This is a genomic window from Verticiella alkaliphila (assembly GCF_018904615.1).
Lineage (GTDB): Bacteria > Pseudomonadota > Gammaproteobacteria > Burkholderiales > Burkholderiaceae_B > Verticiella > Verticiella alkaliphila.
Genome location: NZ_JADCNH010000027.1, coordinates 36,250 through 53,774, shown reverse-complemented (window position 1 = coordinate 53,774; position 17,525 = coordinate 36,250). Strand labels below are relative to the sequence as shown.

Below are 17,525 nucleotides of genomic sequence, written 5' to 3'. Positions count from 1 at the left end.
GCCTGATGTTCCAGACGCTGTCGCAGGAAGGCATCAACATCCAGATGATCAGCACGAGCGAGATCAAGACCTCCGTGGGCGCCCAGCGCCGGGCGGCAGCGAGCGCGCCGGCGCGTGCGAGTCGGGAGCGCACGCTGTCTTCGCGATCCACCTGCGGCGTGAGCGCCGCGGCCACATGGCCTGCCTCGTGCGGCGCCGCGCACGCCAGCACCCGCACCGACCAGCCAGCCTGGGCCAGCGCGTCCGCGGCGCCTGCGCCCGCGACGCCTGCACCGATCACGAGCGCGGTGCCCGGTCTGCGCGCGTGCGCGAGGACTGCCCTTCCCAGCGCGCCGCCTTCTGCATGTCGCCCGACGGTCATGTCCCGCTTGCCAGCGAAGCCCGGCACCTTGCGCACCGCAAAGCCGGCCTCGGTCAACGCCCGGCGCACTGCCCCTGCACTGGTCCAGGTGGCGGCCGTGGCACCCGGTGCGGCGTGCGCCGCCAGGGCCTGCATGAGCGCCGGGCTCCACATCTGCGGATTGCGCGCCGGCGAGAAGCCGTCCAGGAAATAGGCGTTCACGGCGGCCTGCCACTGCGGCACCATCGTCTGCGCCTGGCCCAGGCACAGGGTGAGCGACACGGCCCCACCCTCGAACACCAGCCGGTGCTGGCCCGGCAGGGGCAACGGCCAGGCGGCGATCAAGGCGTCAGCCAGCCCCTGCAAGGCGGGCGGCACGATGGCACCGAGCCAGCGCGTCAGATCGTCCTGCGTGAAGGGATAGGCCTCGACCGACAGCACATGCAGCCGGGCGCAGCGCGCCGAGTCCTCGCGCCAGGCCTGCCAGAGCGCGAGGAAGTTCAGGCCCAGCCCGAATCCCGTCTCGGCCACGGTGAAGGCATCGCGGCCGCGCCAGCGCTCAGGCAGGCCATTGCCCTGCAGGAACACGTGCTGCGCCTGCGCCAGTGCACCGATGTGGGCATGGTAGACATCGCCGAACCGCGGGCTGAACGGCACGCCCCCATGCGTGGCGGGGACAGCATCCGCGGCGGCGAGTACCGGCCCCTCGGGCGTGGGGGATGCCTCGCGCATGACTACAGTAGGAAGATGGTGGCCAGGCCGAGGAAGATGAAGAACCCCAGCGAATCCGTGGCGAAGGTGAGCAGCACCGAAGAGCCAATGGCAGGATCGCGACCGAAGCGATCCCGCAGCAGCGGCACGAGCATGCCGATGGAGGCCCCCACCAGCATGTTGGCGATCATCGCCCCCATCATCACCAGGCCCAGCGAGAGCGAGCCGGAAACGAAGTAGGCGATGGTGGCCGCCGTGAGGCTGCCCAGGATGGCCGTGAACGAGGTGACCAGGATCTCACGCTTGATAAGGCGGCGCACATTGTTCGGATTGATGCGGCCCGTGGCGAGCGCGCGGATCACCATGGTCATCGTCTGATTGCCGGAGTTGCCACCGATCCCGGCGACGATCGACATGAGGAACGCCAGGATCACGATGTGACTCACCGTGTCCTCGAAACGCGAGGCCACGAAGGAGGCGATCCCCGCGGTGCACAGGTTCACGAGCAGCCAGGGGGCGCGGTTGCGCACGGACTGGCGCACGGGAGCGAACAAGTCCTCTTCCTGCAGACCGGCCTTGGACAGGGCCTGCTCCTCGGAGGCCTCGCGGATCACGTCGAGCACTTCGTTGACGGTCACGCGGCCGATCAGTCGACCCTGGGTGTCCACCACCGGGGCGGACACGAGGTCGTAGCGCTCGAACGCGCGGGCCGCATCGTCGGCTTCGTCGTGCGGCTGCAGGGTGAGCATGTCGGAATCCATCACGTCCGACACGGCCGTCTCGGGCTCGCTTACCAGGATGCGCGTCACATAGAGCGTGCCCTGCAGCCGCTCATTGCGGTCCACGACGAAGATCTGGTCGGTGTGATCGGCGAGCTCGGGCAGACGGCGCAGGTAGCGCAGCACGACTTCGAGCGTCACGTCATGGCGCACGCGCACCATGTCGAAATCCATGATGGCGCCCACGGTGCCGTCCGGATAGCTCATGGCCGCGGACAGGCGCGCGCGCTCCTGCTCGGTCAGCCCCTGCTGGACTTCGGCCACCACGTCGGGCGGCAGATCGGGGGCGAGATCGGCGAGCTCGTCGGCATCGAGATTCTCGGCCGCGGCAAGGAGATCGTCGCGGTCCATGACCTCGACCAGCGATTCGCGCACGCGATCGCCCACCTCGAGCAGCACCTGCGCATCGTGCTCGGCCTTGACGAGATTCCAGACGTGCTGGCGCTCGTCGCGCGGGAGCGACTCGAGAATGAAGGCGATATCCGCCGGATGCAGGCCCTGCAGCAGATTCTGCAACTGCGCATCGTGCGTGCGCTGCAGCACGCTCTCGACCAGATCCGCGCGCTGATCGCCCTCTTCCTGGCGATGCACGAGCTCCTGCACCACCTGCTGGCGATGCAGCAGGCGTTGCACTTCGGAGAGCGCGATCTCCGCGTCTTCCGGATCCAGGCGACGGCCGGGCTTGAAGTTGACCGGCAAGCCGCTCATGCCATGCCTCCCGGGCGAGCCGTCCCGGCACAGGCCGCGCAGGCATGACTGTGCTGGTCGCTCATGGCGACGTCACGCGACGAAAGGCGCTGGCGGATCGGGGACATGGACTCTCCGGAATGAAGCGGTGCGTCGGGAAAACCCCGGGGGATCGCGGTCGGGCTAGGATTGTAGTCGCCCTGGGAGCCGGCAAGCGGCCAGAAATGCCAGCGCGGGCCCGCCAAGTGCATCGGCGTGGGGCACCAGCGCATGGATGTGTCGCGGCAGGCCGCGCTTGCCCAGGCGAAGGGCACGCAGCGCCGGCTCCCCACGCGGCACCGCCATCGCGGAGACGAACCCGACGCCCAGCCCCGCTCGCACCGCCTCGCGCACCCCCTCCACGCCGGCCAGTTCCAGTGATACCTGCATCGGCAGGCCGGCGCGGACGAATGCCTGACTCACCTGGTGGCGCACGCCGGAGCCGGCCTCGCGCATGACCAGCGGATGGGCGCTCAAGGCTCGCAAAGAGACCACTGGCAGGGCGTCGCCCCCGGGGGGGTGGGGCGCGAGCGGATGATCCTCACGCACGAGCGCCACGATTTCGTCGTCGGCCCAGGCATGCACCGCCAGATCGGTGGGCAACTCGGCCGGCACGTCGCCCTCGATGAACGCGACATCGAACCGAGCCAGGTCACGCACGATGGCCTCGGTGTTGCCGCTGGTGAGGGTGACGGCCACGCCAGGGTGTTCGCGGCGGAACGCGGCCACCACGTACGGCAGCAGGTAGCTCGCGGGCGTCGTGCTGGCGCCGATGGCGAGCGCGCCGCCCTGCATCCCGGCCAACGCCACGCGCAACGCCGTGGCGCGCTGAAAACTTTGCCGTAGCTGGCGGGCAACGCCGGCGAGTTGTTCGCCCGCTGCCGTCAGGCGGATGCCTCGACCCTCTCGCCGATACAGGGGCTGCCCGAAGGATTCCTGCAACAGACGCAACTGTCCCGACACTGCGGGCTGCGTGAGGTGCAGCCGCTCGGCCGCACGACCAATGGCCCCGGTTTCAGCGACCACGGCGAAGGTGAGGAGTTGCTCAGGGGTCATGGCAGCAAGGCTCGGCAACGGACGGATTCATCAGCTTGACCGATGTATTTCATCGCGAATGACGATTATAAATATATAACTCAAAGGCATAAGATGAGCGGACTTCCGGAGTCGTGATGGCTGCTCTCACCCACCCTCTTCCTCTCTCGGCCAAGCGCGCTCGCCTGGACGGCATCCTGCTGGTCACCCTGATGGCACTGGCAGCGTCCCAGATTGCCCGACTGCCCGGCGTGGCATCGCTCGGCCTGAGCCCCTTGGTCGTGGCCGTGGTGATCGGCATGCTCTACGGCAACCTGATGCCTGGCACCCAGCCTGCCGGTTGGTCTGAGGGCGTGGCGCTCGCGGCCCGGCGCCTGCTGCGCATCGCCATTGCGCTGTATGGCCTGCGCATCAGTGCCCAGGAACTCAGTCTGGTCGGCTGGCCAGGCCTGGCACTGGCCGCCACGATGATTGTCTCGACGCTGGGGCTGGGATTGATCGTGGCGCGCGTGATGCGCCTGGATCGCGAAACCGCATGGCTCACGGCAGCGGGCAGTGCCATCTGTGGCGCGGCGGCCGTACTGGCGGTGGAGGCCACCCAACGCAGCGCGGCCGAAAAGAGCACGACCGCCGTGGCGACGGTCGTCGTCTTCGGTACGCTCTCGATGGCCCTGTACCCGCTGCTCTTTCACGGGGGCTTCCTCGGCCTGGATGCCACGGCCATGGGCATCTACATCGGCGCGACGGTGCACGAAGTGGCGCAAGTGGTGGCTGCGGCCAGCGCCATCGACCCCGCCACCATCGACACGGCTACGCTGGTGAAGATGACGCGCGTGGCGCTGCTCGTGCCGGTACTGTTGGTGGTGAGCGTGGCGGCACGACGTGCCGGCGCTTCGACCGGTGCCGGCCACCGCCCGCGCATGCCGGTTCCGTTCTTCGTGTTGGCCTTCGCAGCGCTGGTGGCATTGAACTCGCTCGGCTGGGTGCCGGCGATCATCGCGGAGGGCAGCCAGCCCGTTGCCACATTCGCCATGACCATGGCCATGGTGGCGCTCGGCATGGAGACCCGCGTGGCGCGCATGCGCCAGGCCGGGCCCCGGGTGTTCGCGCTAGCGGGCGTGCTGTTCGTGTGGCTGATGGTGGGCGGCTACGGCCTTACACGCGCGATGCTGAGCTTCTGACCGGGCACCTGCGACAGATTACTTGCGCACACCCCCTGCCTTCGACCACGCCTGCACCAGCCGCACCCAGTAGCTCGAGCCTAACGGGATCATCTCGTCGTTGAAGTCGTAGCTGCCGTTGTGCAGCATGCACGGGCCCATGCCGTGGCCCTCGGCACGATGCGCGCCGTCGCCCGCGCCGGCCCAGATGTAGCAGCCCGGCACCTTCTCGAGCATGAAGGCGAAATCCTCTGCGCCCATGGACGGCACGACGTCGGCGTCCACGGCGTCCGAGCCGACCATCTCGCGCAACACCTCGGCCGCGAAGGCCGACTCGGGGGCATGGTTGATGGTGGGCGGGTAGTTGCGATGGAAGCTGAACTCGCACTGCACGTCGAACGCGGCCGCCGTGTGCTCGGCGATCTCGCGCATGCGCCGCTCGATGAGATCCAGCGGCGCGGTGGCGAAGGTGCGCACCGTGCCGCGCAGCACGGCCTCGTTGGGGATGACGTTGTCGGCACTGCCCGCATGGATCTGCGTGATGCTGAGCACGGCGGTATCCGCCGGATTCTTGTTGCGCGTGACGATGCTCTGCAGCGACTGCGCGAGCTGCACGGCGGCGATCACCGGATCCGCGCCCAGATGCGGCATGGCCGCGTGCGCGCCGCGCCCGCGCAGCACAATGGCGAACTCATTGCTTGAGCCCATGATGGCGCCAGGGGTGAGCCCGAACGTGCCCATGGGCAGGCCGGGCCAGTTGTGCATGCCGAACACGGCGGCCATCGGGAACTTCTCGAAGAGACCCTCCTGGATCATGCGGGCAGCGCCGCCACCGCCCTCTTCCGCCGGCTGGAAGATCACGTAGACGATGCCTTTGAAATCACGGTGCTGGGCAAGATAACGCGCCGCACCCAAGAGCATGGTGGTGTGGCCGTCGTGGCCGCAGGCGTGCATGCGCCCCGGATTCTGGCTCGCGTGCGCGAACGTGTTGGCCTCCTGCATGGGCAGCGCGTCCATGTCGGCGCGCAGGCCGATCGCAGGGCCCTCGCCCGCGTCGCCCTGGATGATGCCGACCACGCCGGTGCCCGCCAGACCGCGATGGATGGGGATGCCCCACGATTCGAGATTGCGCGCCACCACGTCGGACGTGCGCTGCTCTTCGAAGCCCAGTTCGGGATGCGCGTGCAGATCGCGCCGGATGGCCGTGAGCTCTGGGTGCCAGGCCAATAGAGGTTCGACGAGTTGCATGACAGGCTCCTGAGCGCGCGGGGGCCCGGCGATGCGCCGCCCCCTGTGTCGCTATCTTATCGTCATCTTCGCGACTGCGCGGGGCGCATAGTCGGGAACCGCACGCAAATCGCGGCATCTCAGGGTTTACGGCGGTACCCGGCGCAGACCTGCCTCCGCTATGATCGGCCGGACACCCGGCAGCCGCCTCGGCGCCCCATTTCCAGAGAACCGGAGATCCCCTTATGCAGCGTCCCTGGCTTGCCCAGTACCCCGAAGGCGTCCCCGCCGAGATTCCGGCCGACCGCCCGGGCTCTCTCGTCGAGCTCATCAATGACGCCTTCGCCCGCTATGCGGATCGTACGGCCTACGTCTGCCTGGGCAAGTCCATGACGTTCGCCCAGACCGCGAAGCTGTCGTCAGCGGTGGCCGTGTGGCTGCAGGGGCTCGGGCTGCCGCGCGGGGCGCGCGTGGCCATCATGATGCCCAACGTGCTGCAATACATGGTCTGCGCCACGGCCATCCTGCGCGCGGGCTACGTGGTGGTCAACGTGAATCCCCTCTACACGCCGCGCGAGCTCACACATCAGCTCGTCGACAGCGGCGCACAGGCCATCTTCATCCTGGAGAACTTCGCCACCACGCTGCAGAAGGTGCTGCCGCAGACCCAGGTCGAGCACATCGTCGTCACGAGCATGGGCGATCTGCTCGGTGGCCTGAAGGGTGCCGTGGTGAACCTGGTGGTGCGCCATGTGAAGAAGATGGTGCCGCCCTACAGCCTGCCCAAGGCGATCCCGTTCAAGCAGGTGCTGCAGGCCGGCGCAGGCAAGACGCCCACGTTGCCGGACACCCGGCCCGACGACACGGCCTTCCTCCAGTACACGGGCGGCACGACCGGGCTGGCCAAGGGGGCGATCCTCACGCACGACAACATCATCTCCAACATCCTGCAGAACGCCCTGTGGTCCGTGCCCTTGTTCGGCCAGGCGGGCACCGGCGCACAGCTCACCACCGTGAGCGCCCTGCCGCTGTATCACATCTTCGCGCTCACGGGCTGCGGCATGTACGGCATCTACGCCGGGATGCGCAACCTGCTGATCCCGAATCCGCGTGACATCCCGGCGTTCATCAAGGCCCTGCGCGAGACGCCCGTCAACATCTTCCCAGCGGTCAACACGCTCTTCAACGCCCTGGTCAACCACCCGGAGTTCAGCAAGGTCGACATGTCCGGCCTCAAGCTCTCGCTGGGCGGCGGCATGGCCATCCAGAAGGCCGTGGCAGAAAAGTGGAAGGCCGCCACGGGCTGCCACGTGCTCGAGGCGTACGGGCTGTCCGAGACGTCGCCGGGTGCCACCATCAATCCGGTCACCAGCACCGAGTACAACGGCACGATCGGTCTGCCCATCCCCTCTACCGAGGTAGCGATCCTGGGCGAGGACGATCAGCCCGTGCCCATCGGCCAGCCGGGCGAGATCGCGATCCGGGGGCCGCAGGTGATGCCGGGCTACTGGAACATGCCGGACGAGACTGCCAAGGTCATGACGCCCGACGGCTTCTTCAAGACCGGCGATATCGGCATCATGGACGAGCAGGGTTACACGCGCATCGTGGACCGCAAGAAGGACATGATCCTGGTGTCGGGCTTCAACGTGTACCCCAACGAGATCGAAGGCCTGGTCGCCCAGCACCCCGGCGTGCTGGAAGTCGCCGCCGTGGGCGTGCCGGACGAGCACTCCGGCGAAGTGGTCAAGCTCTTCGTCGTGAAGAAGGATCCAAACCTGACCGAGGCCGAGCTCAAGCAGTACTGCCACGACAACCTGACGGGCTACAAGCGACCGCGCCACATCGAATTCCGCGACGAGCTGCCCAAGACCAACGTCGGCAAGATCCTGCGCCGCGCGTTGCGCGACGAGCCGGCCAAGGAGCAACGCAAGGCCGCGTGACGACGGCGAGCGATCGCCATCACCCCTGCGCCCATCGCGCAGGGATACCGACTCGGGGCTGCGTCAGCAGCCCCGAGGCGTTTGCGGGATCAACGCATGAGGTGCGGCGTGAACCGGTCCATCATCGCCTGCGCGACGGGCTTCGAGCCCGACACGACGTTGCCCGAGATCGGCCACGGCTCACGGCCTCGCAGGTCGGTCGCCACGCCACCGGCCTCGCGCACCAGCACGACGCCTGCGGCCACGTCCCACGGCGCCAGGCCCATCTCCCAGTAGCCGTCGTAGCGGCCGCACGCCGTCCAGGCGAGGTCCAGCGCGGCCGAGCCCAGGCGGCGCACGCCGCGGGTGTTCTGCATCGCTTCGCTGAACATCGGCATGTACTCGTCCACGAACGAGAAGTCCCGGAACGGAAAACCCGTGGCCAGCACGGCATTCTCGAGCTCGGTGGTGCGCGAAGCGCGGATGCGGTGGCCGTTGAGCCAGGCGCCACCACCGGCAACGGCGGTGAATAGCTCTTCGCGATTCGGGTCGTAGACCACGCCCAGCACCGGCGTGTCTTCCTGCAGCACCTCGCCTGGCGGCAACAGCGTACCCGCCTTAGCGACGAGGGCGATGGAGACGGCGTAATGGGGGATGGCATGCAGGAAGTTCGTCGTGCCGTCCAGCGGATCGATGTACCAGCTCGCCACGCCCGAGGGGGCACCACCGGATTCCTCGGCCACGATGCCCAACCCCGGCGTGCGCTCGCGCAGCAACTCGACGATGCACGCTTCGGCCTCGCGATCGGCCTGGGAGACCAGATCGTTGCGCGCCTTCACGTCGATCACGAGCTCACTGCGGTTGCGGGCGTACGACTGCAGGATGCCGGCAGCCGAATGGGCGGCCGTGACTGCGGCATCGAGCGCTTCGGCCAGCGTGACCGGCAGCGTGGGAGAGGACGAGGAAGACATGGCAGACACCTACAAAGACAACAAACTGATACCAGGACCCAGTGTATCCCCCTTGCATGGCACCACTGTGGCGCTTGAGCCACGCCTCGGCCGAGAGGCACCGCCGAAGAGCGACAAACTGAAACACCGTGAGAGCTCTGCAGCATTTGTGTTTTATTTTGTGTCCGTTGCTTCTACACTATAGGGGCGGCATCCTGGCCCGCGGCGCCATCAGGGCGCCAGTTTCGTCTCACCAATCGCCCCCCGTATCGGCCGCGCCAGGCATGTCGGCATGGATCGGCCGCGAAGGATTCCGCTTTCCGCATGGCCCACCTGAGTCTTCGCGCCAAGTCATTGGTGGCCCTCGCCTTTGCCTGCCTCATCGTGCTGGTGCCCGCTCTCGTGCTGGGCATGAAGGGAGTCGAGCGAGTCCGCCTCTACTTCGGTCAGGCCTACGCGGAGAACCTCACGCAGCTCAACCGGCAGCGCATGCTTGCCCCGATCGCGCTCGATCTCGCGCTATCGCGCCGGCTCGCCGGCTCCCAGGTGACCCGCGCCTGGCTGCGCGACGAGTCGGATCCCGCTGCGCGCGAGCTCTTCTTCGCCGAGGCCGATGGCTATCGGCGTGACCTGCACGACGAGGCCTATTTCGCGATCAGCGCGCGCAGCGGCAATTACTACTTCAACGATGCCGCACAGCCGTTGTCGTCGGCGCCGCGCTATCAGCTCTCGCCCACCGATCCCGGCGATGCCTGGTTCTACGACACGCTGCGCACCGCAGGCGAGTACAACATCAACGTCAATCCCGACCTGAAGCTCAAGATCACGCGCGTATGGATCAACGTACTGGTGCGCGACGGTGACGAGGTGCTGGGCGTGGCGGGGGCGAGCATCGACCTGAATCGCTTTCTCGACCGGCTGCGGGAAGACGTGCAGCCGGGCGTCACCCCACTGCTCTTTGACGCCAGCGGCGCGATCCAGGCCCATCCGGACAGCGCCCGCATCGCGTACAACTCGGGCACGCGCAGTGGCGCGGACACGCAGACGATTTTCGACCTGGCGGGCAGCGCGGCCGATGCCGAGGCGCTCAAGGCCGCCGTTGCGCAGGCACGCGCCACCCCGGCTGCCACGCAGGTCGTGCAACTCGACCTGGACGGCGCCCGGCAGGTGCTGGCGTTGGCCTACATTCCGGAGCTCGACTGGTATGCCGCCACCGGCGTGGACACCCGCGCCTCGCACGTGGTGGACAGCCGCTGGCTGATTCCTGCCGCCGGCCTCCTGGTGGCCATTCTTGCCGCCTTGATGCTGTGCGCCGCGCTCGGGGTGGAGCGCCTCGTGCTGCGTCCGATCCGGCGGCTGCAGCAATCGGCCCGCGCCATTGCCAACGGGAATTACGACGCGCCCCTACCCGTGGGCGGTGACGACGAGATCGGCGACCTCTCGCGGGCCTTCGGGGAGATGACGGCCCAGGTGCGCTCGCACACCCAGGAGCTCGAGCAACGCGTGCAGGCACGCACGATCGAGCTGCAGGCCGCCAATGAGGCCATGGCCGCCGCGCAGAAGCGGCTCGGCGACTCGATCGACTACGCGAGCCTCATCCAGCGAGCCATCCTGCCGGATCGCCAGCTCACCCAGACGCTGGGTGAACAGCATTTCGTCATCTGGCGCCCGCGCGACGTCGTGGGCGGCGACTTCTACGTCTACCGTGCCGAAGGCGACAACTGCCTGCTCGGCCTCATGGACTGCGCCGGCCACGGGGTGCCGGGCGCGCTCATGACGATGCTCGTGCGCGCCGCCATGGACGTGGCGATCAACGACATCGGACTTGCCGACCCTGCGGCGCTCCTCACGCGCTGCGACACCGCGATCCGCGCCATGCTCTCGGACGCTCAGCTGCCGCCTGCGTTGGCCACCAACGCCGACGCCGGCCTGGTTTATATTGACCGCCTCACGGGACAGTTGCGCTACGCGGGCGCGCGCATTGACCTTTACGCGAGCAACGGCAGCGAGGTCGAGCTCTACCGCTCCGACAAGCGCGCCCTGGCCGACAAGCGCAAGGGTGCGTATGCCAACCAGGAGATCGCGATGAGCCCCGGCTGGACGTACTACCTCGTCACCGACGGCTTTCTCGACCAGGCAGGCGGCGAGAAGGGTTTCGGCTTTGGCGATGCCCGCTTCGAGGCCATGCTGCGCGAACACGCTGCGCGCCCGCTGCACGAGCAGGCGGACGCCTTCTCGCAGGCGCTCGCGAGCTACCAGGGCGACCGCCCGCAGCGCGACGACATCACGCTGCTTTCCTTCCGTTTCGAGTCACGTTCATGAATGCCACAGAACTCTATGCCTTGCGTAACCGTCTCCTGGAGACGGGAACGCTGCTGTGCTTCAACGGTCCCATCTCGCGCAGCCTGCTCGAGGAGTTCGGCATGGCACTCAAGCGCTACCTGGAAGTGGACCAGGCCCGGTCGGCCGAAGCGATGGACGTCTTCTCGGTGTACATCGAGATGACGCAGAACATCCGCCACTATGTCGCCGCCCGGGGCTACGATGAGCAGGCCTCGGCCGCCACGGTGGTGATATCGCGCGAGGCGAGCGGCAACTATCGGGTATCGGCCGGCAACATGGTGGCGCTTGCCCATGGACGCGCGCTCATCGAGCGCGTCGCGGCCTTCTCCCACCTGGACAAGGCTGCCCTGAAGGCTGCCTACAAGACCCAGCTGCGCAAACCTCGGGACCCCGCCAACCCGGCCTCCGCGGGTCTGGGCCTGCTCGAGATCGCCCGGCGCGCGAGCGCGCCGCTGCAGGCGACGCTGACCGAGCATGACGAGAGCGAAGGCTTCTTCAGCCTGAGCGTCGTGATTTAACTTCCGAGTATTGCCGTCATGATGGATTTGAATATCGCCGGAGGCAGGTCCTCGCCTTCGATCACCGCCAGCGTCGAGGCTGGGGTTCTCGCCATGCAGGGCGACTCCTATCCGGAGAACGCCTTTGAACTCTTCGGCCCCGTCATCCAGTGGGTCGAGACGTTCCTCGCCGAGCGCGAAGCGCCGCTCACGCTCGAACTCGAGCTGATGTATCTCAACACGAGCAGCATCAAGGCGATGATGGACATCCTTGACCTGCTCGAGGCAGCCCATCAGGACGGCCGTGCGGTCGCCGTGAACTGGTACTTCGATGCCGAGAACGGCCGGGTGGGCGAGCTCGCCGAAGAGTTCAAGGAAGACTGCACCTTCCCGTTCACGGTGGTGCGCCGCGCATGAACCGTCGCCAGCAGGAGCTCGAGCAGCGCGTGAACGCCCTTCTTGCAGACCCGGCCAACGCGGATTCGCCGCTGGGCCAGGCACTGCAGGAAGTGTGGTCGCATCTGCACGATCACCTGCGACGGCTCGAGCGCCTCACCGCGCTGTCGGATTCGTACCAGTCCTTCGCGCTGGATCGCGAACGCGGCGTGGGCGAGCGGCTGGATCGCCAGCTGCGCCGGGTCACGCGCATCGTGCGCATCTCGGACAAATACCAGACGATGCTGCGTGAAGCCAATACGCGGCTCGCGCACAGCTCGAACCGGGATCCGCTCACCGATGCGCCCAACCGGCGAGCGTTGATGGAACACCTGCGCCACGAGTCGCAGCGCGCCGCCCGTGGCGAGACGCGCTTCGTCGTGGCCATGCTGGACGTGGACTTCTTCAAAGGCGTCAATGATCGCCATGGTCACGATGCGGGCGATCGCCTACTCGTGGCGCTCACGCAGACGCTGGGCGAGGATCTAGGCAATGGTGACGTGTGCGGGCGCTGGGGCGGCGAGGAATTCCTCATCGTGCTGTCCGACACGGACCTGGCCAGCGCACGCGTCGTGCTGGAACGCAAGACGGCCGCCGCACGCGCGCTGCGCATTCCGACCGATACGGGCGACACGGGCGCCACGCTGAGCGTGGGCCTGGCCGAGCACCAGCCCGGCGAGCCCGTCGCCACCACGCTGGATCGGGCCGACGCTGCGCTCTACCAGGCCAAACGCCAAGGCCGAGACCGCATCGTTCCGTAGCCCTGCCACGGCCCACCGCCTTGCGCGATCCGCCCGGCACGCATCGCCGAACCCCATTATCGACAGCCAAGAAAAAGCCCCGATGGCTCTCGCACATCGGGGCTTTTTCTTCCTGCCTTGCCGTGATCAGCTCAGCTGGCCATGGCACTGCTTGTACTTCTTGCCGCTGCCACACGGGCAGGGATCGTTGCGGCCGACCTTGGCAAGCGCGTCGCTGCGCACCGGCTCGGCACCCGTGGGCTTGTCGTCGTTGGCGAGCGCCGTGTCGTAATCCGTGTGTTGATAGCGCACGTTGGTCATGGCGGGCGGCGTCTCGGCCTGGTGCACCTGCTCCGGCTCCTGAATGCGCACCGTCATCAGCACACGGACGACTTCGTTGCGCACGCGGTTGAGCATGTCGGAGAAGAGCTCGAAGGCCTCGCGCTTGTATTCCTGCTTCGGGTTCTTCTGGGCATAGCCGCGCAGATGAATGCCCTGGCGCAGGTGATCCAGCGAGGACAGGTGCTCGCGCCACTGCGTGTCGATCGACTGCAGCATGATCGAGCGCTCGAAGTTGCCCCAGGTCTCCTGACCCACGCGCTCGACCTTTGCGTCGTAGTTGGACGTGGCCGCCGCCAGCACGCGCGTGAGGACTTCGTCGTCCGTGAGGTTGGGCTCGGCCTTGAGCATGGCCTCCAGCGGGACGTCGATCTGCCAATCAGCGGCGAGCGTCGTCTGCAGACCGGCCAGATTCCATTGCTCTTCGACGGACTCTTCCGGCACGTGCGAGCGCACCAGATCCGTGATGGCGGCGTCGCGCAGCGAACGCACCATGTCGGAGATGTCCGCCGATTCCAGAACCTCGTTGCGCTGGGCGTAGAGCACCTTGCGCTGGTCGTTGGCGACGTCATCGTACTCGAGCAGCTGCTTGCGGATGTCGAAGTTGCGCGACTCCACCTTGCGCTGCGCGGTCTCGATGGAGCGCGTCACCATGCCCGCTTCGATCGGCTCGCCTTCAGGCAACTTCAGGCGCTCCATGATGGAGCGCACGCGGTCGCCCGCGAAGATGCGCATCAGCGGATCCTCGAGCGACATGTAGAAGCGCGAGGAGCCCGGATCGCCCTGGCGGCCGGCACGGCCACGCAGCTGGTTGTCGATCCGGCGCGATTCGTGGCGCTCGGTGCCGATGATGCGCAGGCCGCCAGCCGTCTTGACCTGTTCGTTGAGCGGACGCCACTCTTCGCGCACCTGGGCGATGCGGGCTTCGCGCTGCGCTTCGGCCAAGGCGTCGTCGGCGCGCAGCAGATCGATCTGCTTGTCGACGCTGCCGCCCAGCACGATGTCCGTGCCGCGGCCAGCCATGTTGGTGGCGATGGTGATGCGGCCCGGCTTGCCAGCCTCGGCCACGATCTCGGCCTCACGGGCGTGCTGCTTGGCGTTGAGCACCTGGTGCGGCAGCTTGGCCTTGGTGAGCAGGTCCGAGAGCAGCTCGGAATTCTCGATGCTCGTCGTGCCCACCAGCACGGGCTGGCCACGCTCGTGGCAATCCCGGATGTCGTTCAGGATGGCGTCGTACTTCTCACGGCCGGTCTTGAAGACCTGGTCGTTCTGGTCGATCCGCACCATCGGGCGGTTGGTGGGAACGATCACCGTTTCCAGGCCATAGATCTCCTGGAACTCGAAGGCTTCGGTGTCAGCCGTGCCGGTCATGCCGCCGAGCTTGCCGTACATGCGGAAGTAGTTCTGGAACGTGATCGACGCGAGCGTCTGGTTCTCGTTCTGAATTTTCACGCCTTCCTTGGCTTCGACCGCCTGGTGCAGGCCGTCGGACCAGCGGCGCCCGGCCATCAGGCGGCCCGTGAATTCGTCAACGATGACGACTTCGCCGTTCTGCACCACGTACTGTTGATCGCGGTGATACAGGGCGTGGCCACGCAGCGCGGCCATCAGGTGATGCACGAGCGAGATGTGGCGCGGCTCGTAGAGCGATTCGCCCTCGGGCAGCATGCCCAGGCGCACCAGGATGCCTTCGGACTTCTCGTGGCCGGCTTCGGAGAGATAGACCTGGCGGGCCTTCTCGTCCACCCAGTAATCGCCTTCGGGCTCCGGCTCCTGCGGCTTGGGCTCGCTCGCCATGCGCATGAGCAGCGGCGGCACCGCATTCATGGCGCGATAGAGCTCAGTGTGATCTTCGGCCTGACCGGAGATGATGAGCGGCGTGCGCGCCTCGTCGATCAGGATCGAATCGACTTCATCGACGATGGCGTAGAAGAGCCCGCGCTGGCGCTTGTCTTCCAGCCGGTACTCCATGTTGTCGCGCAGGTAGTCGAAGCCGAACTCGTTATTCGTGCCGTACGTGATGTCAGCCGCGTAGGCGGCCTTCTTGTCCTCGTTCGGCTGCTGCGAGACGATGACACCCACCTCCATGCCAAGGAAACGGTAGAGCCGCCCCATCCACTCGGCATCGCGCGAGGCGAGGTAGTCGTTCACGGTCACGACGTGCACGCCCTTGCCGGCGAGCGCGTTCAGGTACGCCGGCAGCGTCGCCATGAGGGTCTTGCCCTCGCCCGTGCGCATTTCGGCGATACGGCCGGAATGCAGCACCATGCCGCCGATCATCTGCACGTCGAAGTGCCGCATGCCCAGCGCGCGCTTGCCACCCTCGCGCACCACGGCAAAGGCTTCGGGCAGGAGAGCGTCGAGGGACTCGCCCTTGGCGATACGGGCACGGAATTCCGCGGTCTTGGCCGTCAGCTCCGCATCGGTGAGCGCGCTCATCTGCGGTTCAAGGGCATTGATGCGCGCCACCTGTCCGCGAAACTGCTTGACGAGCCGATCGTTGCGGCTACCGAAAATCTTCTTGAGGAGGTTGAATGCCATCGACGAATCGCCCCGGCAGTGCCGGGTTCCAGTGACCAAGTTTTCCAGTTTATCACCGCTGCCGCGGTGACGAGATGGCAGACATCAGGGGGTAGTGGCGGCCAGCGTCTCCGCGGAGGGCATGCTGGCGAGAAAGAGGCGCGGATCCGCGGCCTGTCCTGCCACACGCACCTCGAAATGCAGGTGCGGGCCAGTCGAGCGCCCCGTGGAACCCACGGTCGCGATCTTCTGGCCACGATAGACGAGATCACCCACCTTCACGTTGAGCGTGGAGGCGTGGGCGTACCGGGTCACGAGCTTGTTGCCGTGATCGATCTCCACCATGCGGCCGTAGCCGGCGTGGTAGTGCGAGGCGACGACCACACCGCCCGCGGCCGCGAGGATGGGCGTGCCGCGCGGCGCGGCGAAATCCAGGCCCTCGTGGAACGCGCGGCGCCCGCTGATCGGATCCACACGCGGACCGTACGAGGAGCTGTTGTACGCGTAGCCGCGGATCGGCATGGCCGATGGGGTACGCGACTGCACGGCCGTCTGGGAGGTGAGGCGTGCGTCGATCACGCTCAGGTAATCGCCGCGGTCGGCCAGCCGCTGATGCAGGTTGTTGACCTCGCGGTCGAGCTCGGGCAGCGACATCGGACGCGGCTCGACGAGTAGACCACCCTGCCCGGGCACGTGGCTGAAGTCGAAGGTTTCGGGCGCCACGCCCGCCACACCGGCCAGGCGCTCGCCGAGCGCATCGAGTTGGGTGAGGCGGGCTTCCATCTCCCCGACTTTGCGGGCCAGCACGTCAATCTGTTCGCGCAGGCGGGCTTCCTCGCTGCCGTCCCCGGCATCAGCCTTCGCCGGCTCGGCCGGCGGCGGCAGGCTGCGCGCCACGCTCACCGGAGCCTGCGCAGACGCCGGTACGCCACCGGTGCGGTCGATCCAGGCCTGGGTTGCCTGCGCGAGCCAGTTGCCATCGGCGCCGGCCTCGGCCGCCTCCGTGGGGCCAAAGCCCTCGGGCACGGGGTTTGCGAACGGTTCGAGCGGGACCGAACCCGGTTCCATCTGGGCCGACAACGCGGCCGATTGAATCTGCTGGGCGGTATCTGGGGACAGGGAGGCGGCGGGCACCGGCGTCGGCACGGTCTGCTGCAATAGCCACAAGCTCCCACCGGCGACCAGCACCAGCTTCAGGAGGGAGACCGCGTGTCGGGCGCGAAGCTCCCATGACCGCTCTCGTCCCTGCCGTGTATGCTGTTTGATGATGATGTGCACGCGGTAGATTGCCTTGGAAAAATTTGTGAGTCGCGCCCGGGGGACAGCCCCAGGCAAAAAAAACCGGTCACCCCGGCGCGCGGGCGCGCCGGATGCGTTGTCCTGGCTGAATCAGAGCAGTGGTGGCGCCAGTGTGATGGCGACCGCCCACCGCCTGCTCGACATGCAGCGGCATCTGCAGTCTGTGCTGCCGCCACCTTTGAATGCCGCCTGCCAGGTAATGCGCAGTCAGGACGACACATTGACGCTGAGCGTGCCGACACCGGCGCACTCAGCAAAACTTCGGCAGATCCTGCCTCGCCTGGCTGCATCTTTGCAGGCCGGCGGGTGGCAGGTTAACGAAATCCGGGTCCGGGTTCAAGCTGGACCATTGACGTTTCCGCGGCCCCAGTCGATTCATGACGGGGTGCGTCCGGAAATTGCTGACACCGGCGTAGCGGCCTTTGCCGAGCTACGCGAGACCCTCGCAGAAGGCCCGTTGGCGGACGCCCTGGCCCGCCTGCTCGCACGCCGCATGGGCTGA

The 17,525-nt window shown here is 67.2% G+C and carries 13 protein-coding genes and 2 pseudogenes; 8 read left to right on the top strand and 7 right to left on the bottom strand.

Annotation, left to right across the window (positions count from 1 at the left end):
* Nucleotides 1–77, top strand: a pseudogene (locus IMZ29_RS23365) (ACT domain-containing protein); the annotation flags it as partial.
* A gap of 326 nt (nt 78–403) precedes the next feature.
* Here the strand turns inward: IMZ29_RS23365 and mnmC2 are convergent.
* The 3 genes and pseudogenes from mnmC2 to IMZ29_RS16205 all read right to left on the bottom strand — a co-directional run.
* Nucleotides 404–1,072, bottom strand: a pseudogene (gene mnmC2 / locus IMZ29_RS22860) (tRNA (5-methylaminomethyl-2-thiouridine)(34)-methyltransferase MnmC2); the annotation flags it as partial.
* A 2-nt stretch (nt 1,073–1,074) separates the two neighbouring features.
* Entirely contained in the window at nt 1,075–2,538 is a 1,464-nt protein-coding gene (mgtE, locus tag IMZ29_RS16210; RefSeq protein WP_216186017.1) for a magnesium transporter, read from the bottom strand.
* Nucleotides 2,539–2,700: 162 nt separating this feature from the next.
* Nucleotides 2,701–3,612, bottom strand: a complete 912-nt coding sequence (locus IMZ29_RS16205) for a LysR family transcriptional regulator (protein ID WP_216186015.1) — start codon at nt 3,610–3,612, stop codon at nt 2,701–2,703.
* Nucleotides 3,613–3,728: 116 nt separating this feature from the next.
* On the opposite strand from IMZ29_RS16205, the gene IMZ29_RS16200 reads away from it, so the two are divergent.
* Nucleotides 3,729–4,772 (top strand): YeiH family protein, encoded by a 1,044-nt coding sequence (locus IMZ29_RS16200; RefSeq protein ID WP_216186013.1) that lies wholly within the window; start codon nt 3,729–3,731, stop codon nt 4,770–4,772.
* Between the two features lie 18 nt (nt 4,773–4,790).
* Here IMZ29_RS16200 and IMZ29_RS16195 read toward each other — a convergent pair whose 3' ends face one another.
* On the bottom strand, nt 4,791–5,999 hold the full coding sequence (locus IMZ29_RS16195; protein WP_216186011.1) for a M20 aminoacylase family protein: 1,209 nt from the start codon (nt 5,997–5,999) through the stop codon (nt 4,791–4,793).
* Nucleotides 6,000–6,223: 224 nt separating this feature from the next.
* Here IMZ29_RS16195 and IMZ29_RS16190 point away from each other — a divergent pair, with 224 nt between their 5' ends.
* A complete protein-coding gene (locus IMZ29_RS16190; protein WP_216186009.1) occupies nt 6,224–7,921 on the top strand; it encodes a long-chain-fatty-acid--CoA ligase in 1,698 nt (565 codons plus the stop codon).
* 89 nt (nt 7,922–8,010) lie between these two features.
* On the opposite strand, the gene IMZ29_RS16185 is transcribed toward IMZ29_RS16190, so the two are convergent.
* On the bottom strand, nt 8,011–8,871 hold the full coding sequence (locus IMZ29_RS16185) for an inositol monophosphatase family protein (RefSeq protein ID WP_216186007.1): 861 nt from the start codon (nt 8,869–8,871) through the stop codon (nt 8,011–8,013).
* Nucleotides 8,872–9,174: 303 nt separating this feature from the next.
* Between IMZ29_RS16185 and siaA the strand changes: the two genes are divergently transcribed.
* The 4 genes from siaA to siaD are packed head-to-tail and all read left to right on the top strand — an operon-like array spanning nt 9,175 to nt 12,886.
* Entirely contained in the window at nt 9,175–11,172 is a 1,998-nt protein-coding gene (gene siaA, locus IMZ29_RS16180) for a biofilm regulation protein phosphatase SiaA (protein WP_216186005.1), read from the top strand.
* A complete protein-coding gene (gene siaB / locus IMZ29_RS16175) occupies nt 11,169–11,711 on the top strand; it encodes a biofilm regulation protein kinase SiaB (RefSeq protein ID WP_216186003.1) in 543 nt (180 codons plus the stop codon). Before siaA ends, siaB begins: the two co-directional genes overlap by 4 nt.
* Nucleotides 11,712–11,729: 18 nt before the next feature.
* A complete protein-coding gene (gene siaC / locus IMZ29_RS16170) occupies nt 11,730–12,107 on the top strand; it encodes a biofilm regulation phosphoprotein SiaC (RefSeq protein ID WP_216186001.1) in 378 nt (125 codons plus the stop codon).
* Nucleotides 12,104–12,886, top strand: a complete 783-nt coding sequence (gene siaD / locus IMZ29_RS16165) for a biofilm regulation diguanylate cyclase SiaD (protein WP_216185999.1) — start codon at nt 12,104–12,106, stop codon at nt 12,884–12,886. The genes siaC and siaD overlap by 4 nt, the downstream gene beginning before the upstream one ends.
* A gap of 126 nt (nt 12,887–13,012) precedes the next feature.
* On the opposite strand, the gene secA is transcribed toward siaD, so the two are convergent.
* Both secA and IMZ29_RS23360 read right to left on the bottom strand, forming a co-directional pair.
* The gene (gene secA, locus IMZ29_RS16160; RefSeq protein WP_216185997.1) at nt 13,013–15,745 is read right to left on the bottom strand and encodes a preprotein translocase subunit SecA; all 2,733 of its coding nucleotides are present in this window, start codon (nt 15,743–15,745) and stop codon (nt 13,013–13,015) included.
* Between the two features lie 84 nt (nt 15,746–15,829).
* Entirely contained in the window at nt 15,830–16,870 is a 1,041-nt protein-coding gene (locus IMZ29_RS23360; protein WP_216185995.1) for a M23 family metallopeptidase, read from the bottom strand.
* Between the two features lie 268 nt (nt 16,871–17,138).
* On the opposite strand from IMZ29_RS23360, the gene IMZ29_RS16150 reads away from it, so the two are divergent.
* Nucleotides 17,139–17,525 (top strand): DciA family protein, encoded by a 387-nt coding sequence (locus IMZ29_RS16150; protein ID WP_216185993.1) that lies wholly within the window; start codon nt 17,139–17,141, stop codon nt 17,523–17,525.